Annotated in this window: 24 protein-coding genes and 1 tRNA gene; 16 read left to right on the forward strand and 9 right to left on the reverse strand. The window is 67.6% G+C overall.

Features of this window, described 5'->3' with window-relative positions; genetic code table 11:
* The 5 genes from FDK12_RS10495 to FDK12_RS10515 all read left to right on the forward strand — a co-directional run bounded on the left by FDK12_RS10495 (position 1) and on the right by FDK12_RS10515 (position 4,343).
* Positions 1 to 624 (forward strand): CDP-alcohol phosphatidyltransferase family protein, encoded by a 624-nt coding sequence (locus FDK12_RS10495; protein ID WP_181036439.1) that lies wholly within the window; start codon positions 1 to 3, stop codon positions 622 to 624.
* Complete coding sequence (locus tag FDK12_RS10500) at positions 612 to 1,487, forward strand: DMT family transporter (RefSeq protein WP_104118165.1); 876 nt, start codon at positions 612 to 614, stop codon at positions 1,485 to 1,487. Before FDK12_RS10495 ends, FDK12_RS10500 begins: the two co-directional genes overlap by 13 nt.
* A gap of 49 nt (positions 1,488 to 1,536) precedes the next feature.
* Positions 1,537 to 2,787 carry a glycosyltransferase gene (locus tag FDK12_RS10505; protein ID WP_137369524.1) on the forward strand — a complete coding sequence of 417 codons (1,251 nt, stop codon included), beginning with the start codon at positions 1,537 to 1,539 and terminating at the stop codon, positions 2,785 to 2,787.
* An 84-nt stretch (positions 2,788 to 2,871) separates the two neighbouring features.
* Positions 2,872 to 2,945 (forward strand) — tRNA-Ile (locus FDK12_RS10510).
* A gap of 207 nt (positions 2,946 to 3,152) precedes the next feature.
* Positions 3,153 to 4,343 carry an acyl-CoA dehydrogenase family protein gene (locus FDK12_RS10515; RefSeq protein ID WP_137369525.1) on the forward strand — a complete coding sequence of 397 codons (1,191 nt, stop codon included), beginning with the start codon at positions 3,153 to 3,155 and terminating at the stop codon, positions 4,341 to 4,343.
* A 62-nt stretch (positions 4,344 to 4,405) separates the two neighbouring features.
* Here FDK12_RS10515 and FDK12_RS10520 read toward each other — a convergent pair whose 3' ends face one another.
* Complete coding sequence (locus tag FDK12_RS10520) at positions 4,406 to 5,071, reverse strand: M23 family metallopeptidase (protein WP_137369526.1); 666 nt, start codon at positions 5,069 to 5,071, stop codon at positions 4,406 to 4,408.
* Positions 5,072 to 5,478: 407 nt separating this feature from the next.
* Between FDK12_RS10520 and rpsB the strand changes: the two genes are divergently transcribed.
* The 6 genes from rpsB to FDK12_RS10550 all read left to right on the forward strand — a co-directional run bounded on the left by rpsB (position 5,479) and on the right by FDK12_RS10550 (position 10,724).
* Positions 5,479 to 6,390: a 30S ribosomal protein S2 gene (rpsB, locus tag FDK12_RS10525; RefSeq protein ID WP_137369527.1), complete on the forward strand. Its 912-nt coding sequence runs from the start codon at positions 5,479 to 5,481 to the stop codon at positions 6,388 to 6,390.
* 135 nt (positions 6,391 to 6,525) lie between these two features.
* Entirely contained in the window at positions 6,526 to 7,362 is an 837-nt protein-coding gene (gene tsf / locus FDK12_RS10530; RefSeq protein WP_137369528.1) for a translation elongation factor Ts, read from the forward strand.
* Between the two features lie 174 nt (positions 7,363 to 7,536).
* Entirely contained in the window at positions 7,537 to 8,277 is a 741-nt protein-coding gene (pyrH, locus tag FDK12_RS10535) for a UMP kinase (protein ID WP_137369529.1), read from the forward strand.
* A gap of 119 nt (positions 8,278 to 8,396) precedes the next feature.
* On the forward strand, positions 8,397 to 8,954 hold the full coding sequence (gene frr / locus FDK12_RS10540; RefSeq protein ID WP_104118172.1) for a ribosome recycling factor: 558 nt from the start codon (positions 8,397 to 8,399) through the stop codon (positions 8,952 to 8,954).
* A complete protein-coding gene (locus FDK12_RS10545) occupies positions 8,954 to 10,066 on the forward strand; it encodes a phosphatidate cytidylyltransferase (RefSeq protein ID WP_317616733.1) in 1,113 nt (370 codons plus the stop codon). The genes frr and FDK12_RS10545 overlap by 1 nt, the downstream gene beginning before the upstream one ends.
* Positions 10,067 to 10,145: 79 nt before the next feature.
* On the forward strand, positions 10,146 to 10,724 hold the full coding sequence (locus FDK12_RS10550) for a DivIVA domain-containing protein (protein ID WP_137369530.1): 579 nt from the start codon (positions 10,146 to 10,148) through the stop codon (positions 10,722 to 10,724).
* Positions 10,725 to 10,769: 45 nt separating this feature from the next.
* Here FDK12_RS10550 and FDK12_RS10555 read toward each other — a convergent pair whose 3' ends face one another.
* The 4 genes from FDK12_RS10555 to FDK12_RS10570 all read right to left on the reverse strand — a co-directional run bounded on the left by FDK12_RS10555 (position 10,770) and on the right by FDK12_RS10570 (position 14,633).
* Complete coding sequence (locus FDK12_RS10555; protein WP_137369635.1) at positions 10,770 to 12,236, reverse strand: cation acetate symporter; 1,467 nt, start codon at positions 12,234 to 12,236, stop codon at positions 10,770 to 10,772.
* Between the two features lie 25 nt (positions 12,237 to 12,261).
* Positions 12,262 to 12,609, reverse strand: coding sequence for a DUF485 domain-containing protein (locus FDK12_RS10560; RefSeq protein ID WP_258059065.1), 348 nt, complete (start codon positions 12,607 to 12,609; stop codon positions 12,262 to 12,264).
* 97 nt (positions 12,610 to 12,706) lie between these two features.
* Positions 12,707 to 13,426: a LytR/AlgR family response regulator transcription factor gene (locus FDK12_RS10565; RefSeq protein ID WP_104118176.1), complete on the reverse strand. Its 720-nt coding sequence runs from the start codon at positions 13,424 to 13,426 to the stop codon at positions 12,707 to 12,709.
* Positions 13,427 to 13,445: 19 nt separating this feature from the next.
* A complete protein-coding gene (locus tag FDK12_RS10570; RefSeq protein WP_137369532.1) occupies positions 13,446 to 14,633 on the reverse strand; it encodes a histidine kinase in 1,188 nt (395 codons plus the stop codon).
* A gap of 224 nt (positions 14,634 to 14,857) precedes the next feature.
* On the opposite strand from FDK12_RS10570, the gene FDK12_RS10575 reads away from it, so the two are divergent.
* Positions 14,858 to 15,241 (forward strand): DUF485 domain-containing protein, encoded by a 384-nt coding sequence (locus FDK12_RS10575; RefSeq protein WP_137369533.1) that lies wholly within the window; start codon positions 14,858 to 14,860, stop codon positions 15,239 to 15,241.
* A 26-nt stretch (positions 15,242 to 15,267) separates the two neighbouring features.
* The gene (locus FDK12_RS10580) at positions 15,268 to 16,875 is read left to right on the forward strand and encodes a cation acetate symporter (protein WP_137369636.1); all 1,608 of its coding nucleotides are present in this window, start codon (positions 15,268 to 15,270) and stop codon (positions 16,873 to 16,875) included.
* 121 nt (positions 16,876 to 16,996) lie between these two features.
* Here the strand turns inward: FDK12_RS10580 and FDK12_RS10585 are convergent, their stop codons facing one another.
* Together FDK12_RS10585 and FDK12_RS10590 are read right to left on the reverse strand one after the other, a co-directional pair.
* Positions 16,997 to 17,578, reverse strand: coding sequence for a TetR/AcrR family transcriptional regulator (locus FDK12_RS10585; RefSeq protein WP_137369534.1), 582 nt, complete (start codon positions 17,576 to 17,578; stop codon positions 16,997 to 16,999).
* A gap of 89 nt (positions 17,579 to 17,667) precedes the next feature.
* A complete protein-coding gene (locus FDK12_RS10590) occupies positions 17,668 to 18,144 on the reverse strand; it encodes an Lrp/AsnC family transcriptional regulator (RefSeq protein ID WP_137369535.1) in 477 nt (158 codons plus the stop codon).
* A gap of 185 nt (positions 18,145 to 18,329) precedes the next feature.
* Between FDK12_RS10590 and pdhA the strand changes: the two genes are divergently transcribed.
* Genes pdhA through FDK12_RS10605 form a run of 3 tightly spaced genes read left to right on the forward strand, consistent with a single transcriptional unit; the run spans position 18,330 to position 22,110 of the window.
* Complete coding sequence (gene pdhA / locus FDK12_RS10595; protein WP_137369536.1) at positions 18,330 to 19,520, forward strand: pyruvate dehydrogenase (acetyl-transferring) E1 component subunit alpha; 1,191 nt, start codon at positions 18,330 to 18,332, stop codon at positions 19,518 to 19,520.
* On the forward strand, positions 19,520 to 20,542 hold the full coding sequence (locus FDK12_RS10600; protein ID WP_137369537.1) for an alpha-ketoacid dehydrogenase subunit beta: 1,023 nt from the start codon (positions 19,520 to 19,522) through the stop codon (positions 20,540 to 20,542). The genes pdhA and FDK12_RS10600 overlap by 1 nt, the downstream gene beginning before the upstream one ends.
* Before the next feature lie 17 nt (positions 20,543 to 20,559).
* Positions 20,560 to 22,110, forward strand: coding sequence for a dihydrolipoamide acetyltransferase family protein (locus FDK12_RS10605; protein ID WP_137369538.1), 1,551 nt, complete (start codon positions 20,560 to 20,562; stop codon positions 22,108 to 22,110).
* Between the two features lie 56 nt (positions 22,111 to 22,166).
* On the opposite strand, the gene FDK12_RS10610 is transcribed toward FDK12_RS10605, so the two are convergent.
* Both FDK12_RS10610 and FDK12_RS10615 read right to left on the reverse strand, forming a co-directional pair.
* Positions 22,167 to 22,634, reverse strand: coding sequence for a GNAT family N-acetyltransferase (locus tag FDK12_RS10610; protein WP_137369539.1), 468 nt, complete (start codon positions 22,632 to 22,634; stop codon positions 22,167 to 22,169).
* Positions 22,635 to 22,745: 111 nt separating this feature from the next.
* Positions 22,746 to 23,357, reverse strand: coding sequence for a TetR/AcrR family transcriptional regulator (locus tag FDK12_RS10615; RefSeq protein ID WP_137369540.1), 612 nt, complete (start codon positions 23,355 to 23,357; stop codon positions 22,746 to 22,748).
* Positions 23,358 to 23,444 lie beyond the last annotated feature (87 nt).

A 23,444-nucleotide genomic window follows, 5' to 3' on the forward strand; every position in this document is an offset into this window, starting at 1 on the left:
ATGAGACTGATCGGGGCTGGAGCGCGGCCCGGCAACGAGGGCACTAAACTCGCGACGGCGTGGACCCTGCCGAACCTCATCACGGTCATCCGGTTCCTCGGCGTCCCGTTGTTCGTGTGGTTCATCAGCGAGCAGAGGTACGGAGCCGCCGTCCTCACGCTCGTGGTCATCGGGTCCACCGACTGGGTGGACGGCTACGTGGCTCGGCGCCTGAACCAGGTGTCGACCGTGGGCATGTGGCTCGACCCCGTCGCGGATCGGACGGCTCTCATCGTCATCGCCGTCACGTTCGTCGTCGACGGCATCGCACCGGCATGGCTGGTCTGGTCCATCGTCATCCCGGACATCGTCCTCATCATCAATGCCCTGGTCCTCTTCCGCGGCCCACTGCATCTTCCGGTGGTGACCGTCGGCAAGATCCGGACGGCGATGCTGCTCGTCGGAGCGCCCCTGCTACTCCTCCACCGCGTGCAGGGCTTCGGCCAGGACTGGATCCTCGTGGTGGCGCAGGGATTGCTCGGCGCGGGATGCGTGCTGCACCTCGTCGCCTTCTACGCCTACTTCACCGCAGCCCACCGCAAGTACCGGCTGGAGCGGGCCGAACAGCAGTCGTGCCCCTCGTAGCCATAGCGCTGGCCCTGCTGGGGGCGGTCTTCCTCGCGTTCGGAGCGCAGCGCCAGGGTAGCGCCGTGCGGGCGAACACGGGCGGCCTGTCGCTCAGTTCTTCCGGGTTCGCCCGGCTCCTCACCAACCCGCGCTGGCTGTTCGGCCTGTTCCTGCTGGGCGCGGGAACCGCACTCAACGTCGTCGCCCTGAGCCTCGCGAGCCTGACCGTCGTGCAGCCCATCGGGGCGATCGCGCTGGTGATCACGACGATCGTCAACTCCCGCGACCAGGGCATCCGCATCAACCGGCCGACCGTTGCCGCCATCACCGCGTGCGTGACCGGCAGCGCCCTCTTCGTCGTGCTCGCCGTGAACGTCACGCGGGAGAATCACGCCATCGATCCGGCGCAGGAACTGTCCGTGGTGCTCCTGCTGGGTGCCGCCGTCGCGCTCTTCGGGTCGCTCGCAGTCGTCGGGAGGCACCGACTGAATGCCTTCGCCTACATCCTGGGAGCCGGAGTCCTCTTCGGATTCGTTGCCGTGCTCACCAAGATCGTCGCCGTCCATCTGCTCGACCCGAACGGGCGCCTCCTGCTCAATGTCCCGCCCCTCACCCTGGTCGCACTCGTGGCGGCCGTCGCGCTCGGAGCATGGTTCGTCCAGAGTGCGTACGCCACGGGTCCCCCCGACCTCGTGATCGCCGGTCTCACGGTCATCGACCCGATGGTCGGCATCGCGGTGGGCATCACGATCCTCGACGAACTCCAGCCGGATGTGCGGACCGTGACCGCGTTGGGGATGGGTGCGGCGGCCCTCATTGCTATTGTGGGGGTCGTCGCCCTGTCCCGCCATCATCCCGATGTCGTGAAGAGGCAGCGCTGATGCAACCCACCACCGTTCCGCCCAGTACACCGACCCAGGGGATCCACGCGTGAGTTACCCGGCTGATTCCAAGCCTCTGACCATCCTGATCGCTGCGGACACCTATCCGCCCAACGTGAACGGTGCAGCCCAGTTCGGCTACCGCCTGGCGAAGGGGATGTCGGGACGCGGTCATGAAGTGCACGTGCTCGCTCCGCGCGCGTCCAACGGCAGGAGCTACACCGAGCCGGGCGGTGACTGGACGGTGCATCGCCTCCGTTCGCACAGCGTGCCGACACATGACTACTGGCGCATCTGCCTCCCCTGGGAGATCAAGCGGGACATCAGCCTGCTCTTCGATCGGGTCCAGCCCGACGTCGTCCACATCCAGTGCCACTACATGGTCGGCGAGTACACGCTGTACGAGGCCGTGAAGCGTGGCATCCGCGTGGTCGCCACGAACCACTTCATGCCGGAGAACCTCAACCCCTTCCTGCCGTTCCCCGCGTGGCTGAAGAGGATCGTCGCGAAGAACTCCTGGAAGGACATGGGCAAGGTGATGAGCAAGGCCGCAGCGGTCACCACACCGACTCCCCTCGCGGCCAAGGCGATGCACGACCACGCTTTCCTGCGCGAGGTGCTGCCCGTCTCGAACGGAATCGACTCGGCTGCGTACGAACTCCAGCCGGGTGAGGTGATCGAGCCCCACGAGCACCCCACCGTGCTCTTCGTCGGCCGTCTCGCCGAGGAAAAACACATCGACGTCCTGATCGACGCCGTGGCCAAGACCCCGGAACACCTCCGAGTCCATCTCGAGGTCGTCGGAGGCGGGGAGGTGAAACCGGCGCTGCAGGCGCAGGCTGCCCGGCTCGGCATCGGTGACCGCGTCGTGTTCAGGGGCCTGATCGACGACGACGAGCTGCGCAAGAGCTACATCCGGGCGTCGGTGTTCTGCCAGCCCGGCACCGCGGAGCTGCAATCGCTCGTCACGCTCGAGGCGATGTCCGCGTCCACCCCTGTACTCCTCGCCAATGCCATGGCGCTTCCACACCTCGTGTCCGACGGCGAGAACGGCTATCTGTTCACCCCGGGGGACTCCGACGAGCTCGGCCGTCGCATCACGGAGATCCTGGAGCTGTCGCAGGAGGACCGGCAGAAAATGGGAGCCGCGAGTCGCGAGTTGGTCGGCAAGCATGACATCACTGCGACTCTCGCGACGTTCGAGGGCCTGTACTACGGGACGCTCCGCGCTGACCTCGATGCCGGGTCCTTCACCCCCGAAGCCGCCCGAGAGCCCAGTGGGACCGCCTTCAGCGGGTAGGACGCTGCCGTCCGCATACAATAGGACTCGCGTTCGATGCCTGGCCTAGGCCGGCAGCGGTGCAGCGGGAACCGTCGGTTCCTCGGGGCTGTAGCTCAGCTGGTTAGAGCAGCGGACTCATAATCCGTTTGTCCTGGGTTCAAGCCCCAGCAGCCCTACGGCGAGGATGATCCTCGCGATGCGCCGTCCGCTCACAGCGGGCGGCGCATCGTCCGTTTCGGGGGCTTCCGTGGCCTGAGTCCTCCGCTCGATCCACTGGCGCCCTAAGTTACCGGCTAGTAACATAGGGCCATGAGCGCGTCGAGCGCTCGTCAACGGTCCACTGGAAAGTGCTGGTCACCGATGACCAGAGCGAAGGAACCCCGATGAGCAAGACGTCGATCGATGTCAACAACCTCCCGTATCCCGGCGGCGACTTCTATGCGTTCGAGGAGTTGCTCTCCGACAAGGAGCGCGCGCGGCTGGAGGAGATCCGTGCCTGGCTCGCCCGCGAGGTGCGGCCCAACGCCGTCGAGTGGTGGAACCAGGGCGTGTTCCCGAAGGACCTCATCCCCAGGATCGCCGAACTCGATCCGGTGAGCCCGGTCCATCGTCAGGGCTACTCCAACCTGTTCGCCGGTATCACGCACGCGGAATTCACCAGGGCGGACACCTCGATCGCCACCTTCATGGGCGTCCACGACGGATTGTTCACAGGGTCCATCGAGGCGCTCGCCTCCAGGGAGCAGCAGGAGGAATGGCTGCCGGACATCTACGCCATGAGGAAGATCGGGGCGTTCGGCCTGACCGAGCCCCTCGGCGGTTCCGACGTCGCCGGAGGCACCAGGACGACGGCGCGGCGCGACGGAACGTCCTGGATACTCAACGGGGCAAAGCGCTGGATCGGGAATGCCACCTTCTCCGACTGGGTCGTCGTCTATGCGCGCGACCTCGAGGACAATCAGGTCAAGGGCTTCATGGTCGATACCACCACGCCGGGCTTCACCTCGACGAAGATCGAGAACAAGATCGCCCTGCGCGCCGTGGAGAACGCCGACATAGTCCTCGACAACGTGGTGGTGTCCGACGACTTCCACCTCAAGGGTGCGAACAGCTTCCGGGACACCAACAAGGTCCTCAAGGTGACGAGGCTCGCCGTGGGCTGGCAGGCCGTGGGCCAGCAGCTCGCCGCCTTCGACGTCGCCCGTCGCTACGCCGTCGAACGCGAGCAGTTCGGCCGGCCGATCGCCAGCTTCCAGCTGGTGCAACAGCAGCTCGTCCAGATCCTCGGCAACGCGATGAGCTCGATGGGCATGATGGTCCGCCTGTCCCAGCTCGAGGACGCAGGCAGGGCGAAGGATGAACAGTCGGCACTCGCGAAAGCCTTCACCACGGCCAGGATGCGCGAGAGCGTCGCGGCAGGGCGCAACATCCTGGGTGGCAACGGGATCGTCACGGACTACGGGATGGCGAAGATCTTCTCCGACGCGGAAGCGATCTACTCCTACGAGGGCACGCAGGAGATCAATACACTCGTCGCGGGCAGGTCGATCACAGGGATTGCTGCCTTCGTCTAGGAACGAATACCTGCGGCGCATCCGACCCGGCGCCCCGCTGGATGGCTGACCAGGCACGTCGGTCACCCTGCAAGCGGCAGCAGCACCGATGGGCGGCGGTCCATGACGAAGGACAGCGGATCGACGTATTCGCCGTCCACCCGCACGCCCCAGTGGAGGCACGGGAATCCGCAGTGCCCCAGGGCCTCGCCCGTCGCTGTGGCGAGGGCCCCGACGACGTCGCCCGCCGCGACCCGCTGACCCTTCAGCAGGTCCGTCTCGACCGGTTCGAAACTGCTGATCCGGCCGCCGCCGTGGTCGATCGACAGCACGCCACGGTCCACGACCGTGCCTGCGAAGAAGACGACGCCGTCCGCGGGGCTCAGGATCGCGGCTGACCCTTCCGCACCGGTGGAGAGGTCCACGCCACGGTGACCCCGTTGCCACGTCCGGGGTGGTTTCTCGAAGGCTCGTAGCACCGTCGGTACCGGCTCCAGCGGCCACGACCACTCGGGGACGAACACCTCCGGACCGCGCTGCTCCGGGAGCGTGGAAGCGCCGGGCCACCCGGTGACGGGGGAGGGATGCGAACCCGTGGCCGGGCCTGCGGAACCGCTGACGAACGCGGCTGCCAGGCAGAGCACGAGGGCGAAGAGCCGGCGCGGGTGGCCGGGATGGCGGCAGGGGTGGCTCGGTTGGCTGCGGGGAGCGCGGGCCGTGCGCGCGATCGGCGACGTGGCGACAGGCATGCATCGACACTGCCCGTCATCGACCGGCGCCGGGGCGTCCGCAGCATCCATGTGGAAAAGTGACGTGCCCTCGCCCTGCAGTGGAAGCCGCAGGGCCGTCGTTCCCGCCGGGGCGCGCCCATCCGCTGTAGTACACTTGATCCAGCAGCCTGCTGCTCCCACGTGCATCCGCCTTCGGCATCGATGCGGCATGGGGTCTCCGGGCTGACTACGCGTGCCTGCGATTCGGAGCCCACGAGGGCTGCCGAAGTGTCCACCCCGCGGTCCGGCTGAGCCCGGTAGGGGAGGGGACGTCCCCGCGACGACCAGGTGCCAGGAAGTGCCGACCACCCTGGTCTGCACCGAGACAACCGTCAACAAGCAGAGGCAGCGCACAGCGCTGAAGCCCTGCTGAAGAAAGGCATGACATGCCAGTCGTAACCATGCGCCAGCTGCTCGACAGCGGCGTCCACTTCGGTCACCAGACCCGCCGTTGGAACCCGAAGATGAAGCGCTTCATCTTCACCGAGCGCAACGGCATCTACATCATCGACCTCCAGCAGTCGCTGGGATACATCGACCGCGCGTACGAGTTCGTCAAGGCCACAGTCGCCCACGGCGGAACCGTCCTCTTCGTCGGCACGAAGAAGCAGGCACAGGAAGCGATCGCCGACCAGGCGACGCGCGTCGGCCAGCCCTACGTGAACCAGCGCTGGCTCGGTGGCATGCTCACCAACTTCCAGACGGTGTCCAAGCGCATCCAGCGCATGAAGGAACTCGAAGAGATCGACTTCGACGACGTCGCCGGGTCGGGACACACGAAGAAGGAGCTCCTGCTCCTGAAGCGTGAGCTCACCAAGCTCCAGAGCAACCTCGGCGGCATCCGCAACCTGACGAAGGCCCCCTCCGTCATCTGGGTCGTGGACACGAAGAAGGAACACCTCGCCATCGACGAGGCGAAGAAGCTGAACATCCCCGTCGTCGCGATCCTCGACACCAACTGCGATCCCGACGAGGTCGACTTCCCGATCCCGGGCAACGACGACGCCATCCGCGCCGTCAACCTGCTGACGCGCGTCGTAGCCGACGCCGTGGCCGAAGGCCTCATTGCACGCAACAACCGCGCCAGCGGTAACGATGCTGCTGCAGCCGAGGAGCCCATGGCCGAGTGGGAGCGCGAACTGCTCGAGGGCGATGCCGCAACCGAGGCAACCGCTCCTGCAACCTCCGAGTCGCCGGCCGCGGATCAGGCTCCGGCCGAGGCCGAGGCGCTCGCCGCCGAAGCGCCTGCAGCAGCCGACGTGCCTGCTGAGGAAGTCTCCGCCAGCGACACCAAGTAGTTCCCGTTGCGTAAGGGGTGTGGGTCGAACCACGCCCCTTACGCATGTTCCGCAGGTGTTCATCGCATGACGCTTGCACCGGGGGCCACGGCCCACGGAAGCTCTTCGTAGATCCACTTCAACTTAGGAGTTCGTATGGCAAATTTCACTGCCGCTGACATCAAGGCCCTGCGCGAGCGCACGGGCGCCGGCATGATGGACGTCAAGAAGGCCCTCGACGAGGCCGACGGCGACGCCGACAAGGCCCTGGAACTGATCCGCATCAAGGGCCTCAAGGGCGCGACGAAGCGCGAGGGACGCTCGACCGCCGAAGGCCTCGTCGCAGCTCGCGTCGACGGCAACGTCGGCGTCATGGTGGAGGTCAACTGCGAGACCGACTTCGTCGCGAAGGCCGGACCGTTCATCGACTTCTCGAACAAGGTACTTGCCGCGGCCATCGAGTCCGGCGCCACCGACGTCGAGAGCCTGCTCGCGTTCGAGCTCGACGGCAAGCCGGTTTCCGAGCACGTCATCGAAGCCGGTGCACTGCTCGGCGAGAAGGTCGACGTTCGTCGTATCGCTCGCATCGAGGGCCAGATCGTGGACGCGTACCTGCACAAGACGTCCAAGGACCTTCCCGCCCAGGTCGGCGTGCTCTTCGCCGTCGAGGGCTCGGGCGACGCCGCAGTGGAGGCAGCGCACGACGTCGCGGTCCACATCGCTGCGTACTCGCCCACCTACCTGACCCGCGAGGATGTTCCCGCCGAGCTCGTCGAGTCGGAGCGCCGCATCGCCGATGAGACGGCCCGCGCAGAGGGCAAGCCCGAGCAGGCACTCGCCAAGATCGTCGAAGGACGACTCACCGGCTTCTTCAAGGAGGGTGTCCTGGTCGACCAGGCATTCGCCAAGGACGCCAAGAAGTCCGTCGCCAAGGTCCTCGCGGACGCCGGAGCGAACGCGACCGCGTTCGCACGCTTCCGCGTCGGAGCCTAGGCCAGGGGCCTGCTCCGCAGCACGAAGGTGAAGGGCGGCCGCCAGCCGGTGGCCGCCCTTTCCTGCGCCCGGGAGGCGCGCCGTATCCTGTAACGGGTCCGGCAACACCCCGCACCTCGTACAACCGGCCGCCCGACCAGGAGCGGCCACCAGCCAACGCCCGGGAGGCATTTCATGGACACCACTTCCACTGCTCCGACGGGTGGTGCCCAGGCGCGGCGTCGTGTCCTCCTCAAGCTCTCGGGCGAAGTGTTCGGCGGCGGCAAGCTGGGCGTCGATCCCGAGACCGTCCGGTCCGTGTCGCAGCAGATCGCGGCAACGGTGGGTGAGGTCGAAGTCGCGATCGTCGTGGGCGGCGGCAACTTCTTCCGCGGCGCCGAGCTCTCGCAGAGCGGCATGGACCGCTCCCGAGCCGACTACATGGGAATGCTCGGCACCGTGATGAACTGCCTCGCACTGCAGGACTTCCTCGAACAGGCCGGGGTCGAGACACGGGTGCAGAGCGCCATCACGATGGGCCAGGTCGCCGAGGCCTACATTCCGCGGCGCGCCATCCGCCACCTGGAGAAGGGGCGCGTGGTGATCTTCGGCGCCGGAGCGGGCCTGCCGTACTTCTCGACCGACACGGTCGCGGCCCAGCGGGCCCTGGAGGTCCACGCCGACGAGGTCCTCATGGCCAAGAGCGGCGTCGACGGCGTCTACACCGCAGACCCCCACAAGGATCCGACGGCGGAGAAGCTCGACACCCTGTCCTACGACGAGGCGCTGCGCCGGGACATCCGCGTGATGGACCAAACCGCGATGACCATGTGCAAGGACAACAACCTGACGATGGTGGTGTTCGGCATGGAGGGCGAGGGCAACGTCACGCGTGCTATCCGCGGTGAGAAGCTGGGGACGCTCGTCACGGCCTAGCCGCTCGGAGCGGACAGGGCAACGCCGCCCTGCCGGTGCCGGAAGGGCGCACGGGGGTGAACTAGGATTGACCACTGGAACGGTTGCCGGGCAGCCGACTGCAGAGCGAAGGAGACATTGTGATCGAAGAGACCTTGCTGGAAGCCACCGACAAGATGGACAAGGCCGTGGAGGTTGCAAAGGACGATTTCGCGACGATCCGAACGGGCCGCGCCAATGCGTCCCTGTTCTCGAAGGTCGTGGTGATGTACTACGGTGCCCCCACGCCGTTGCAGCAGTTGGCATCCTTCCAGAACCCGGAAGCACGCACGCTGCTCATCACGCCCTTCGACCGGGCCGTTCTCAACGACATCGAGAAGGCGCTGCGTGAGTCCGACCTCGGCGCCAATCCCTCGAATGACGGCAACGTGATCCGCGTGGTCCTGCCCGAGCTGACGCAGGAGCGCCGCAAGGAATACGTGAAGGTCGTCAAGACCAAGGCGGAGGACGCGAAGATCTCGATCCGGAACATCCGTCGCAAGGCCAAGGACGGCATCGACAGGGCGGTCAAGGACGGCGACGCCGGCGAGGACGAGGGGTCACGCGCCGAGAAGGAGCTCGATGCGCTCACCAAGTCACGCGTGGACCTCATCGACGAGCTGCTGAAGCGCAAGGAAGCGGAGCTGCTCGAGGTCTGATGGCAGACCACGATCCTCCTGGTGCGGCACCCGGGCAGCCATCGACGCCTGCCGCTGGAACAGACAACACGCGCGTCGTCGTCGCCCCCGATGCCGCGCGCCCGCAGGCTAGTCCGGTCGACACCGGGGCGGGCATCGCCGCAATGCAGGATGCAGCGGTAGGCACCGGTCCGCCCGTGGAAAGCGGGTCGGCGCCCGCCCCTGGGTCGCGCAGGGCACTCCGAGCCGCTCGTGCGTCAGGGGCAATCGGCCACGGCCTCTTCAAGCGCCGCCGTCCTCCCAAGGTACCCGGAACGCCGTCACGTGCCGGGCGCAACCTGCCGGCGGCCATCGGCGTCGGCGCGGGCCTCCTGATCCCCGTCCTGGTGGGACTGCTGTTCTTCCCGATCGTCTTCGTCGGGATCGTCACGCTGTTCGGGGCCGTCGGGGTGTGGGAGATCTGCCGGGCGCTGGAGCTCCGGCGCATTTCCGTGCCGGTGGTGCCCACCCTGGCCGGGGCGCTCGTCCTTCCGTTCTCGGCCTATCTCGGAGGAGCCGAAGGGCTCGCCGTCGCTGCCGTCTTCTCGATTCTCGGGCTCTTCCTCTGGCGATCGCTGGACCCTGCGCCGGATGCGGCCAAGAGCCTCATGGCCGGCACGTTCACGGTGCTGTGGGTCCCCTTCATGCTGAGCTTCGCGATGCTGCTGATGCGCGCGGAGGGCGGGTTCCTCGTCATCGCCACGCTCCTGCTGCTCGTGGTCGCGAACGACACCTTCGGCTACCTGATCGGGGCATTCTTCGGCAAGCACGCCATGGCGCCGAAGATCAGCCCTAAGAAGTCGTGGGAGGGCTTCGGCGGGTCGATCGGCGGAGCGTTCGTCGTCGGGGGCCTCTGCGCGGTCCTCCTGCTGGACCAGCCGCTGTGGATCGGCCTGGTGCTCGCCGTGGCGATCGTCGCGTCGGCCACGGCCGGGGACCTGGCGGAATCGATGATCAAACGGGAACTCGGCGTGAAGGACATGGGCACGATCCTGCCCGGTCACGGCGGAGTGATGGACCGCCTGGATTCGATCGTCCTCGCCTCCCCGGTGGCGTACCTGCTGTCCGCTACATTGGTACCGGGGTTGCTGTAGCCGCAGGTCAGTGGCATAACCCGCCGGAGGCACAGGGCTCCGCAGGCACTCAGAGAATTCAGCAGAAGGACTTTCATCGATGGACGTGGCTCGCCCGGGCAGCTCACCCTTCGCGCGTGTCGGGCGCCGCGAATTCGGTTACAACACCCGTCAGGTCGATCGCTTCCTGACGAAGGCCCGCGCGCACTACAACGCAGAGGACCCCGACGGCGACGCCATCACGAGCAGGGACGTCCGCGCCACGGCGTTCGACCCTGCGAAGGGCGGGTACGAGCCACAAGCGGTCGACGCCGCCCTGGACAGGCTCGAGGACGTCTTCGCGCAGCGGGAACGCGACCACCTCATCAGCACGAAGGGCGAGGATGCCTGGCTGCGCGAGATCGGCCGGACCGCGGCTGTCCTCCGCAACCGCCTCCACCGCCCGCCCGGAGAGCGCTTCCGCCGTCCCACGAAGAGGAACAGCCCGAGCTACGACATCGAGGACGTCGACCGCCTCTGCGATCAGCTCCTGCAGTACCTCGAGGACGACCTGCCCATGAGTGTCGACGTCGTCCGCCGCGCGGTGTTCCGTGAGGCGCGCGGCGCCGACGGGTACGAGGAGAACCAGGTCGACGGGTTCCTGGACCGCGTCGTCGAACTCATGGCCGGCATCGACTGACCCACGGACGCGTCCGCCCGACGCGCGGCTGCGTGCTACAGCCTCCTACCGTGGTTCGGGGGTGTGGAGGCGTGCCAGCACGCGTGACGCCGACGCCGGTTTCCGTCGGGCCGTCGCCCGCGATACCACCACCATGGTGATGAAAGCTGTCGGCACCGTCCACAGGGCAGGCTGTTCCAGCCACACCCGGTCGTCCCCGGTAAGAGGACCCATCAGCGCCGTCACCGCGATCGCTCCGCCGCACAGCACTGCGCCGGCGAGCATGCCGGCGATCGCGCCGGCATCGGTGAGGCCGCGCCACCAGATGCCCAGCAGTAGCAGCGGGCAGATGGTGGAGGCCGTGAAGGCGAAGACCGACCCGACGCTTCCCGCGAGGGCGAGGCTGTCGGTCAGCAGGGCGATGACGAGGGGGATGAGCGCCGATAGGAGCGCGGCCCGCCGGAATCCTGCGACGCTGCCCTCGAAGAACTCCTGGCTCACCACACCGGCGAGGGAGACGACGAGTCCGCTCGTCGTCGAGAGGAACGCCGCGAAGGCGCCTGCCGTCACGAGGGCGGACAGCACGTCGCCCGTCATTCCGTCGAAGATGCGTCCGGGCAGGAGGAGGACAGTGGCGTCCGCTGCTCCCTCCGCCGCCAGTTCGGGAGTGTGGATCCGACCGAGGATGCCGTACACGGTGGGGAAGAGGTAGAACACGGAGAGGAGCCCGAGGACGATGAGCGTCGTCCGGCGCGCCGATGCGCCGTCGGGGTTGGTGTAGAAGCGCACGAGGACGTGGGGCAGCCCGAGCGTCCCGAACAGCAGCGCGATGACGAGCGAGATCGTGCCGTACAGGGAGGCTTCGGCCGTCGTGTTGAGGTCCGCGGTGAAGGCGCTCCCGCCGGCCGTGATCGGCCGGCCGTCGGCACCGAGGCGGAACAGGATGAACGCCAAGGGGACGGCGAGGGCCGTGAGTTTGAGCCAGTACTGGAAGGCCTGGACGAAGGTGATGGAGCGCATGCCGCCGGTGACCACGCTGAGGCACACCACGACGACGACGGCGAGCGGGCCCACCCACGAGGGCAGTCCGGTGGTGATCCGGACGGTCAGCGCCGCACCGTGGAGCTGCGGGACGATGTACAGCCATCCGACGACGACGACCAGCATGCTGGTCACCCGGCGCACCAGGAGCGAGTCGAGCCTCGCCTGGGCGAAGTCCGGGATCGTGTACGCGCCTGATCGCCGGAGCGGAGCGGCGACGAACAGCAGGAGCATGAGGTAGCCGGCTGTGTAGCCGATCGGGAACCACAGCGCGTCCACGCCGGAGATGAGGATGAGCCCGGCGACGCCGAGGAAGCTCGCGGCGGACAGGTACTCCCCTCCGATGGCCGAGGCGTTCCACCACGGGCGGACCGTGCGCGAGGCGACATAGAAGTCGCCGGTCGTCCGGGAGATGCGCAGCCCGTAGATCCCTATCAGGACGGTGCTCAGTGCGACCAGGACGAGCGCCGTGTAGCCGACGGCCGGGCTCAGCTGCAGCGCGCCGTCGTGGAACGCGTCAGTCATCGTCCACGAGGTCCTGGAAGTGCCGCTCGTTCCGGGAGGCGCTGCGCACGTAGAGGACGGCGCACCCGATGACCAGGGGATAGATGCCCAGCCCCAGCAGCAGCCACGGAATCGGTACCGTCAGGATCGTGACGCCGTTGATGTCGGGGAACACGGCGAGCAGCACCGGGATCCCGATGAGGATCACCAGGAAACCCCCGGCCACCACGAGCGCCAACCGCAACTGCGACCTGATCAGCGACTCCACGAACAACTGGCCCACCTCCGACTGCTCCGCCATCTCCCGAGCCACGGGGAAGGATGCTCCCGTCGCACGCGCAGCGGTCCTGGGAGCCGTCACCCTGATCCGGCGGGGCGGTCCGGAGGACCCCGGGATCATAGGACGGTTCCGCCGGAACGATCCGGACGGAGCAGCAGCAGGCGCACGCGGTGCGCCGTCAATGGCTCGGGCGGAGTCGGGTGGCTTCGAGCTTCTCCCGCACGTCGGGCAGATGGCGGCGGCTGACCGGCAGCTCCGCGTCCCCCACGAAGAGGCTCGCGCGGCCGGCGCCGATGCGCACCTTCTGCACCTGGTCCATAGCGACGAGGTAGGAGCGGTGCGTCCGGAGGAAGCCGGCCTCCGCCCACTGGCGCTCGAGGTCGTTCAGCGGAATCCGGATGAGGTAGCTCGCCTCGGACGTGTGCAGGCGTGCGTAGTCGCCCTGCGCCTGGACGTACCGGACGTCGTCCCGCCTGATCATGCGGCTGACGCCGCCCTGGTCCACCGTGATGACCTCGGGCGCCGCCGTCGCGCCCTCCATGAGTTCGCAGACCCGCCGGACGGACTCGGCCAGCCGCTCGGTCCGGACGGGTTTGAGGAGATAGTCGACGGCTCGGAGCTCGAAGGCCTCGAGCGCCCGGTCCTCGTCCGCGGTGACGAACACGACGGCCGGCGGCCGGTTGAAGCGGGAGATGACGCGGGCGATGTCCAGCCCCGAGAGCGACGGCATGTGGATGTCGAGGAAGAGTGCGTCGACGCTGTGCTGCTCGAGCACGCCCAGCGCCTCGGCTCCACTCGATGCCCGGTGGATCGTTCCGATGCGGGCGTCCTTGCGGAGCAGGAAGGCCAGCTCCTCGACTGCGGGAAGCTCATCGTCGGCGATGACAACATTGACCATGGTTCCTAGGTTACGCGCCTCATGCCTGGTGGTCGGGCTGCGACTTGGGTACGCGCATCGTGATGAGCGTGCCTGCTCCGGGCGCGGTGTCGATGATCAGGCCGTAGTCGTCGCCGTACACCTGGCGCAGGCGGGAATCGACGTTCCGCAGCCCCACGTGCACCCCCTCGGTGTGTCCGGCCAGGACCGAGCGGAGGTGCTCGGGCTCGATCCCGACGCCGTCGTCCTCGACGGTCACCTCGGCGAAGGGACCGACGTCGTGCGCCGTGATCGTGATGTTCCCGACGCCGTCCTTCGAATCCAGTCCGTGCCGCACCGCGTTCTCGACGAGCGGCTGGAGGCTGAGGAAGGGGATGACGGTACTGAGGACTTCCGGACCGATCTCGAGGCTGACCTTGAGCCGGTCGCCGAACCGCGCGCGCTCGAGGAGGAGGTAACGGTCGATACTGCGCAGTTCCTCGGCCACCGTGGTGAAGTCGCCGTGCCGGCGGAACGAGTATCGGGTGAAGTCGGCGAACTCGACCACGAGCTCGCGCGCCCGCGCCGGGTCGGTGTTGATGAAGGATGCGATGGCGTTCAGCGAGTTGTAGATGAAGTGCGGACTGATCTGCGCGCGGAGCGCCCGTACCTCCGCCTCGGCGAGGAGCCGCCTGGAGGAATCGAGCTCCGCGAGTTCCACCTGGGTGGAGACCCACCCGGCGAGTTCGTTCGTGGCCCGGACGAGTCCCGCATTGACGTCGCTCGCGAACGCACCGACGGTGCCCACCACGCGTCCGTCGACGCGCACAGGAGACAGCACGAGCTCGCCCAGCTCGGTCAGCCCGACGGTGTCCAGCCGCTGGCGGCGGACGATCTGCGTCCGTCCGCTCTCGAGCACCTGGCGTACGAGCGGCATCACGTCCGGCGGGGTGCCACGCCCGCCGTCCCACGCAAGCACGCCGGCGTCGTCGCTGATCATCAGGATGTCGCAGCGCAGCAGTCCGCGGAGGTGGCGGCTCGCCTTCGACGCGCCGGCAGGCGTCAGTCCCTCGCGCAGGTGCTCGGACGCGAGGGCCGCGGTATGGAGGGTGGCGTAGGTCGCCCGGTCGGCGTCGGATCCGAGGTCGCGGTAGGAGCGGGAGAGGCGGAACCCGAGGGACGCGACGACGGCGAGCGTGATGATCGCGACGGCGCACACCAGGGCGGTATCGACGGCGGCGCTGAACATGGATCCACAGTAGCGGCCCCTGCCAGGTGGTCATTCCGCGCCATCTCGGCGCATCCTCCGACCGTTCACCGCATGCGAGAGCACACTCGCCGACGAGCGGGCGGGTGCGGCTGGTAACGGCCGACGTCGTCCCGCACAGTGATGGGAGTCACAGTGACGTGCCTTCCCCGTGCGGCGACGACGCCACGCGGCGGCTGGGTGACATCCCGAACGAAGGAGCAACAATGGGTTCGCACCCAGAAGAGCCGGCAGTCGGCTCCGGTGCTGCCGTCGACTTCACCGAAGTCCAGCAGACCGAGCAGTTCAAGGAACTGCGCAAGCGCCACCGCAGTTTCGTCTTCCCCATGGCAGTGTTCTTCCTGCTCTGGTACTTCGCCTATGTGCTGCTGGCGGACTACGCGCACGATTTCATGGCGACGCCCGTGATCGGCAACATCAATATCGGCATCATCCTCGGGTTGCTGCAGTTCGTGAGCACCTTCGCGATCACCATGTGGTACGTCAGCTACGCCAACAAGCGCCTCGACCCCATCGCCGCGAACATCCGCCACGAGCTCGAGGAAGCGGCGCCCGAAGCATTCATCGACCCAGCAGGTGGAAACAAGTGATCTCCATCACCAGTGCGGCAGTCCACGTGCCGCTGCAGACCACCGAGGTGACGACCGTCGGATCGCCTCTGCTCAACATCGCCATCTTCGGGCTGTTCGTCGCCATCACGCTCGTGATCGTGCTGCGCGCGAGCCGCAACAACAAGACCGCAGCCGACTACTACGCGGCCGGGCGCTCGTTCACGGGCGGCCAGAACGGCACGGCCATCGCCGGAGACTACCTCTCGGCGGCGTCGTTCCTCGGTATCGTCGGCGCGATCGCGATCAACGGCTACGACGGCTTCCTGTACTCCATCGGGTTCCTCGTCGCATGGCTCGTGGCCCTCCTCCTGGTTGCGGAGCTGCTGCGCAACACGGGCAAGTTCACGATGGCCGATGTCCTGTCCTTCCGCCTCAAACAGCGTCCCGTACGCATCGCGGCGGCCATCACCACGCTCGCCGTCTGCTTCTTCTACCTCCTCGCCCAGATGGCGGGTGCGGGCGGACTCGTCTCGCTCCTGCTGGGCATCAACGACCGCCTCGGCCAGTCCGTCGTCATCACCGTCGTCGGCGTCCTCATGATCATGTACGTGCTGATCGGCGGCATGAAGGGCACCACCTGGGTGCAGATCATCAAGGCCTGCCTCCTGATCGCCGGCGCGTTCATCATGACGGTGTGGGTCCTGGCGCTGCACGGCTTCAACCTCTCGACGCTGCTGGGTAGGGCGATCGAGACCTCCGGCAACGAGGCGATCACGAGCCCGGGCCTGCAGTACGGCCTCAGTGCCATCACGCGCCTGGACTTCCTGTCCCTCGCCCTCGCGCTCGTGCTGGGCACCGCGGCGCTGCCGCACGTGCTCATGCGCTTCTACACCGTTCCCACGGCTAAGGAGGCCCGACGCTCCGTGGTCTGGGCCATCTGGCTCATCGGTGCCTTCTACCTCTTCACCCTGGTGCTGGGCTACGGCGCCAGTGCCCTGATCGGTGCCGATCGCATCCTGGCCGCACCGGGAGGCGTCAACTCAGCTGCACCGCTGCTGGCCTTCGAGCTGGGCGGATCCATCCTCCTCGGGCTGATCTCGGCCGTAGCGTTCGCCACCATCCTCGCGGTGGTCGCGGGACTCACGATCACGGCCGCGGCGTCCTTCGCCCACGACATCTATGCGAGCGTGATCCGCAAGGGCAGGGTCAACCCGGACGGCGAGGTGAAGGTCGCACGACGCACGGTGGTCGTGATCGGCCTGCTGTCCATCCTCGGCGGCATCGGCGCCCAGGGCCAGAACGTCGCGTTCCTCGTGGCGCTCGCCTTCGCGGTCGCGGCCAGTGCCAACCTGCCGACCATCCTGTACTCGCTGTTCTGGCGGAAGTTCAACACCCAGGGCGCGGTCTGGAGCATGTACGGCGGACTGGGATCGGCCATCCTGCTGATCGCCCTCTCGCCCGTCGTCTCCGGCGGCGAGAAGTCGATGATCCAGGGCGCCGACTTCTCGGTGTTCCCGCTCAGCAACCCGGGCATCGTCTCCATCCCGCTGGCGTTCTTCCTCGGCTGGCTGGGCACCACGCTCTCCCGCACGCAGGAGGACCCGATGAAGCAGGCCGAGATGGAGGTTCGTTCCCTCACCGGTGTCGGTGCGGAAAAGGCGACCGACCACTAGGCGTCGTCGACCCCTCCCAACCGCTCCACCCGTTCCAAGCGCAGAGACCGTCCCACCGACAGGAGGGGCGGTCTCTGCCGTTGTCCGGACGGGTCTGAAGCGGCCTGCCTGCGTGTGCCGGTCAGGGACGCGCGTCGAGGAGCCTGAGAACGTTGGTCAGTGCGGCCGGCATGCTCACCGACGGGTCGTACAGCCACTGGAGCTGGATGCCGTCGAACACGCCGATGATGATGCGGGCGGCATCCTCCGGACTGATGTCGGAGCGGATCTCCCCGCGGGACTGTGCAGCGGAGATGTCCTTCGCCGTCGTCTCGATGAGCCAGGCATAGCGTTCACGGAAGTAGTCCCGCGCAGCGTGGCCCTGCCGCGTGGCTGTCGCCGACGCCACGGCGAAGAGTGCCGTCAGCCCGGGATGTCGCTCATTGTGTGCAGCGATGTCCGGAAGGTCCGCGAGGGACGCCGTCGTGCCGCCGTGCCCGGCGGTGGTCTGCTCGTCGCGGTCCGCGAGGACGGCCGTGAGCAGGTCCTGCTTCCCGCTGAAGTAGTGGAACAGCGTTGCTTCCTTGATGCCTGCCCGCTCCGCGACGAGTTTCAGGGTGGTGCCTTCGAAACCCTCGGCGATGAACACCTCGGCGGCAATCCTCAGCAGCTCGCGTCGTCGCTCGATGCCCTTGGCATAGGTACCCTGCGCCTTTGTGCCCATGCGTCGAGTGTAGGGGCAGGCGGAAGAGGGCCGGGGAGCAGGGATTACGTCCCACCGAACCCGGTCAGCCGGCCTCTCCGGCCGGGAGGTCAGGACGCCGTGCGCGGTCCGCGTGCGAGCAGCGGTTCGACGCGGAACGGGATGAGCTCTCCCATCGCGAGAGAGGTATCGCAGCGCTCCACACCGTCGCACGCCAGGATCTTGCCGTTGATGCGGAAGAGATCCTCGGCATCCACGGCAACCACGCGGACGAGGATGTCCGCCTGACCCGTCAGTCCGAACGCCTCGATGACCTCGGGAACGGCAGCGATACTGTGCGTGATGGATGCCAGCTTCTGCTGCTGCACGTGGACGTGGATGAAGGCCATGAGGGGATAGCCCAGCGACACGGTGTTGATCCGCCGCTCGAACGAGAGGAAGACGGACTTCTTCTCGAGTTGCGCCATCCTTGCCTGCACCGTGTTCCGGGAGAGTCCCAGCTTCTGCGCGAGGGCGACGACGGTGCGCCGTGGGTCCTTCGAGATGGCCTGCAGGAGCCGCGTGTCGGTGAGGTCCAGGGGTTGCATAGTGCGCAACGCTAACACGGGGACTGTCGTGCGAATAGAGCAAGATGCTCAGTCGAAGAGATAACAGTTGTGCCACCTGCTGCCTGTGAGTAGGGTCACAACCACTTCGGGTAATGGCGCCCGGAGCCCTCCAGTCGTGCGGACAGCCGGCGGAGGGTTGTCTGCGAATGCGAAGGTTGCGTGCAATGGCCCAGGACGAAGCCCGGCCAGGATCGGGATCAACCAGCGGTGACCACGGCTCCGGACCGGCGTCCGGAACAGTCCTTCCGGGCGCGGCCCACGAGGGCGCGGACGAACTCGTGCAGCTCATCGATCCCCATGGCGTACGCCACGCGCACGACCGATATGACGAGCTCGTGGCCGACGTCGACGGTCCGGCCCTGCGGCGACTCTACGAGGACATGGTGGTGGTGCGTCGCATCGATGCGGAGGCGACCGCTCTCCAGCGCCAGGGCGAGCTCGCGCTCTGGCCACCGTTGCTGGGGCAGGAGGCCGCGCAGATCGGGTCCGGTCGCGCACTGCGGGCCGACGACTTCGTCTTCTCCAGCTACCGCGAGAACGGCGTGGCGTACTGCCGGGGGGTCGACCTGACGGACATCCTGCGGGTCTGGCGCGGCAACGCCTCGTCCGGATGGGACCCGTACTCCATCAACATGGCGACCCCGCAGGTGATCATCGGAGCTCAGTCGCTGCATGCCACCGGCTACGCCATGGGCATCATCCATGACGGCGCGGATTCCGTCGCCGTCGCCTACTTCGGCGACGGAGCAACGAGCCAGGGGGACGTCAACGAAGCGATGGTGTTCGCCGCGAGCTACCAGGCGCCCGTCATCTTCTTCTGCCAGAACAACCACTGGGCCATCTCGGAGCCTGTGGGTCTCCAGGCCCACGTGCCGATCGCGCGCCGGGCGCCCGGTTTCGGTATTCCCTCCGTGCGTGTCGACGGCAACGACGTCCTCGCATGCCTGGCCGTCACGCGTGAGGCCCTCGCCCGTGCGCGCGCAGGTGGCGGTCCCACTTTCATCGAGGCCGTGACCTACCGCATGGGCCCGCACACGACGGCGGATGATCCGACCCGCTACCGCGACCCGAACGAGCTCGAGGATTGGGCGGCCCGGGATCCGCTGGCACGGCTCGCGGCCCTGCTCGATTCCCTCGGCCTGCTCGACGCGGACTACGCCGACTCGGTGAAGGCCACGGCGGACGCCACCGCCGCGACGCTGCGCGAGGGCTGCCTGGCGATGCCGGAACCGGCGCCGTCGGACGTCTTCAGGCACGTCTACAGCGAGCCGAACTCCTGGCTCGACCGCCAGCAGGACCACTACGAACACTATCTCGCCTCCTTCGCCCAGGCATCACAGGAAGGGTCCCGCTGATGCCCACGATGACTTTCGGGCGAGCGATCAACGCAGGCCTTCGCCGCGCCATGGACGACGATCCGAAAGTGGTCCTGATGGGTGAGGACATCGGGAAGCTCGGAGGCGTCTTCCGCATCACGGACGGACTGCAGAAGGACTTTGGGGCGCACCGCGTGCTGGACACTCCGCTCGCCGAAGCCGGCATCATGGGTACCGCGGTCGGGCTGGCCTACCGCGGCTACCGCCCGGTGGTCGAGATCCAGTTCGACGGGTTCATCTACCCGGCCTTCGACCAGATCGTCTGCCAGGTGGCGAAGCTGCACTACCGCACCCAGGGGGCCGTGAAGATGCCCATCACCATCCGGGTGCCCTTCGGCGGCGGCATCGGTTCGCCCGAGCACCACTCCGAATCCCCCGAGGCCTACTTCACGCACACCTCCGGCCTGCGCGTGGTGAGTGTCTCGAACCCGCAGGACGCCTACACCATGATCCAGCAGGCCATCGCGAGCGACGATCCCGTGCTGTACTTCGAGCCCAAGCGCCGCTATCACGTCAAGGGCGAGGTGGACGAGGGCGCGCCGCCGTCGTCGGCCATGGGTGACGCGCGGGTGGTCGTCGAAGGCACGGACGTCACGCTCGTGGCCTACGGTCCGCTCGTCCCCACAGCCCGCGACGCCGCCATCGCAGCGTCCGACGACGGCATCTCGATCGAGGTGATCGACCTCCGCTCCCTCGCGCCGATCGATTTCCCGACGGTCGAGGCGTCCGTCCGCAGGACGGGCCGGCTCGTCATCACGCACGAAGCCGCCCAGTCCGGCGGTCTCGGCGCGGAGATCGCCGCCAGCATCACGGAGCGGTGCTTCGACTACCTGGAGCACGCGCCCGTGCGCGTCACCGGCTTCGACATCCCCTATCCGTACTCCAAGCTCGAGTTCCATCATCTGCCGGACCTCGACCGAATCCTCGACGGCGTGGACCGCGTGCTGCGTCGCCCGAACTCGCTCAGTGCACTCGACGCCGATGCGGCGGTGCAGCGATGAGTGCCTCGACGGACGCTATGACGGGCGTGACAGGCATCGGAACGGCCGGACCGACGAAGGAACCGGCGGGTCCGGTCCGCGAATTCCGCCTACCCGACCTCGGGGAGGGCCTGACGGAGTCCGAGATCGTCCGGTGGCACATCGCCGAGGGCGACACCGTCGAGCTCAACGAGATCATCGCCGACGTCGAGACCGCCAAGGCCGTCGTGGAATTGCCGTCCCCGTACGCCGGGAAGGTGGTGCGCCTGCATGTGGAGGCAGGAACCGTGGTCGACGTCGGGACGCCGATCGTCTCGTTCGACGTCGCCCGGGATGTCGGCGGTGCGGTACCTGGTCCGCATCCGGTCCCGGGCACCGGTCCTGTTCCGCCGTCGGATGCACGCGACGGAGAAGTGCGCGCGAGGCGCGAGCCGAACCTCGTGGGGTACGGGGCGGCTGTGGAGCAGGGCGGGCGTCCTCAGCGACGGAGCCGCACGATCGCGTCCGTCGCGTCCGCGTCCCCCCGGCTGCCCGAGCAGGTGCAGTGCCAGGCGCACGTGCCGTCGTCGTCGGCGCCGGGGCAACAGGAGCGCGGTCGACGGAACGGAGAGCGGCCACGGTCCACTCCGCCGGTCCGGAAGCTCGCGCGCGATCTCGGCATCTCCCTCGACGTGCTCACCGGCAGCGGTCCAGCTTCCCTGATCACCCGCGCAGACGTGCTCGCTGCGTACGAGGGCACGGCCGGTGGACCGGAAGCCCCGACGCCGGCAGGTTCCGCGACCATGCCGTCAGCCATGCCGTCAGCCATGCCGTCAGCCATGTCGAGCGACCCTGCAGTCGACGGGCTGCCGACAGCGCCGCCACCTCCACAGGCCGGGCGGTCGTCACCGGGCGTGACGCGCACCCCGATCAAGGGGATGCGGAAGCACACGGCGGCAGCTATGGTCGCCAGTGCCTTCACGGCACCGCACGTGACCGAGTTCCTGACCATCGACGTCACGCCGACCATGGACCTGCTCGCCGAACTGAGATCGAGCAGGGCATTCGAGGGAACGCGGATCACGCTCCTTGCCATCGTGTCGAAGGCGGTGTGCATCGCCGTCGCTCGGAATCCCACGCTCAATTCGTCGTGGGACGAGGAGTCGCAGGAGATCGTGCAGTACCCGTACGTGAACCTGGGCATCGCGGCGGCGACACCGCGCGGATTGCTCGTGCCGAACATCGCATCGGCCCACGCCATGACGCTGACGGACCTCGCGGTGGCTCTACGCTCGCTGACCGAGACGGCGCGTGCCGGCAAGACGCCTCCCGCCGATCTTGCGGGCGGGACGATCTCGATCACCAACATCGGCACCTTCGGGATCGATGCCGGTACGCCGATCCTCAATCCCGGCGAGGCCGCGATCCTGGCCATGGGAGCCGTGCGGAGGACGCCGTGGGAGTACCAGGGGGCTGTCGCCCTCCGGTCCGTCCTGACGCTCAGCCTGTCCTTCGACCACCGTCTCGTCGACGGCGAGCAGGGGTCGCGTTTCCTGGCCGACGTCGGCACCATCCTGCGGAACCCGGCGATGGTCCTGGCGATGGTCTGAAGGCGTAGCACGCCGCCGCACGAGCGGGTGGGCGCTTCCGCACCGTGCGGGAGCGCCTACGGCAGTTCGAGGATGAGCTCCCGGACGACCGCACCGCGTGCAGGTGCGAATCCCTGCGTCTCACCGACCTTCTGGAAGCCCCAGCGCTCGAGGATACGGATCGAGCTCACATTGTCGGCGACCGCCCGCGCCCGGATCGGCCGCTGGGTCACCTCGTTGAGGAACTGCCCGACCGCGGCCGTGGTGATGCCCTGGCCCCAGCGCGAGCGGTCGATCCAGTAGCTGATCTCGGGGGTCTCGTCATCGTTGTACGCCAGTATGCTGCCGACGACGTCGCCGTCGGAGAGGATGGTGCGTACCGTGATCCTGCTGTCGTTGAGGATGTCCTGCCAGTGGTGGTCGAAGACTCCACGGTCCGACGGGTTCTTCGCTCCGAACGCGGCCATGTGGTTGGCGCTGGGGTCCAGCTGGTGCGAGAAGAACTCGTCGAGGTCGGAAGCTTCAACGGGACGTAGCGTGATCACAGCGGTACTTTCAGTCGGTGGAGTGGCCGGGCGGTCGGCGAGGCCGGAACTTCTCGTGGGTTCAGCGTACTAGGCAGCCAGGCCTCCCCGGAGGCAGGCCGCGCGCGGGCGTCACACGGTCAGTGCAGCCCATGCCATGTCCTGCAGGAGATCCCGGAGCTGCGCCAGTTCCCGTCCCGACCCGGTGCCGTGCGCGGTGTGCGGGGTCGAGTTGATGAGCCCGAACACTGCATGCACCTTGCGCCGCAGGAGCGATCGGTCGGCGTCGGGCAGGTGGTCGGCGAGCTGGTCCACCCACACCTGGAGGTAACTGCGCTGCAGCGAACGCACCGTGCGTTCGTCGTCGTGCGGCAGGGATGCCAGGTCACGATCCTGCACGCGAATGACGTCGGCGTTGTTCAGGGCGAACTCCACCTGGAAGCGGATGAGCGCCCGAAGCGCGTCCTCGGGGGAGGAGGCATCTGCGGCTACGCTCCTCCCACCCACGAGCAGGTCTTCGCTGACCCCCGTGAGGAGGGCGGAAAGCACCGACGGCTTGCCGGTGAAGTGGCGGTAGACGGCCGGCCCGCTGACCCCGGCAGCGGCGCCGAGGTCCTCGATGGACACCCCGTTGTACCCGCGGTCGGCGAACAGGTGGGCCGCGGCGTCGAGGAGTGCCGCGCGCCGGCTGGCCTTCGCGAGGCTTCGGCCGGTCACGCGGTCTTCCGTGGGCAGTGCCTCCATGCAGGTCCTCGTCGTCGGCAGGGGAGTGATCCCCTCATTCTGATGGACATCCAGGTTAATGACCACTAACCTGAATTCAGTTAGCGA

The sequence above is a fragment of the Arthrobacter sp. NamB2 genome, assembly GCF_005281365.1.
In the GTDB taxonomy this organism is placed as follows: domain Bacteria; phylum Actinomycetota; class Actinomycetes; order Actinomycetales; family Micrococcaceae; genus Arthrobacter_D.